Origin of the sequence: Streptomyces sp. SP17BM10 (genome assembly GCF_036322405.1) — a bacterium.
GTDB lineage: Bacteria > Actinomycetota > Actinomycetes > Streptomycetales > Streptomycetaceae > Kitasatospora.
The window spans coordinates 1-624 of the sequence record NZ_JAQYXB010000099.1 but is presented as its reverse complement, the minus strand read 5'-3'; the positions used below and the strand labels follow the sequence as shown (position 1 = coordinate 624).

Below are 624 nucleotides of genomic sequence, written 5' to 3'. Positions count from 1 at the left end.
GGTGCGGACCAGCCGTTGGGGTTGGTGGGGTCGCTGGAGGTGCGGTAGATGAAGGGCCATTGACCCCACTGGTAGGCGAGGACCCAGATGTTCTTGGGCGCGAAGTAGAACAGGGTGGGCGCCACCGCGTTCTGGTTCATCGCGGTCTGGCCGGTGGAGGCCATGTCCGACCAGTTGGTGAAGGGGGCGAACGCCATCGAGCCGTACGAGGACCCCGAGACGCTGGAGGCGTAGACCAGGTGCTTGCCGTTGTACACGACGTCGGTGAAGTCCTTCACCGCACCCCACCCGTTCGCGGGCTGGGCCAGCACTCCCGTCGACGACCAGTGGTACGTCGAGGGCAGGGCGCAGGTGCCGGCCGACGGGGTCGACCCGGACAGACCGGTCCACTTCTGGTTGCTGCCGCCGGTGCAGTTCCAGATCCCCACGGCCGTGCCGTTGGCGGTACCGGCGCCCGTGACGTCCAGGCACAGCCCGGACTCGACTCCGACCACCGTGCCGTCGGCGTTCACCCGCCACTGCTGGTTCGCGGCGCCGGTGCAGGTCCAGATCTGCACCCGGGTGCCGGCTGCGGTGGCGTGGCCCGGCACGTCCAGGCACTTGTCGCCGTACACGGTCAGCTGG

1 protein-coding gene is annotated in these 624 nt (G+C 69.1%); it reads right to left on the bottom strand.

The window, feature by feature from the left end:
- A partial coding sequence (locus PUR71_RS00360) for a non-reducing end alpha-L-arabinofuranosidase family hydrolase (RefSeq protein ID WP_329924266.1) occupies positions 1-624 on the bottom strand: 624 nt, incomplete at both ends.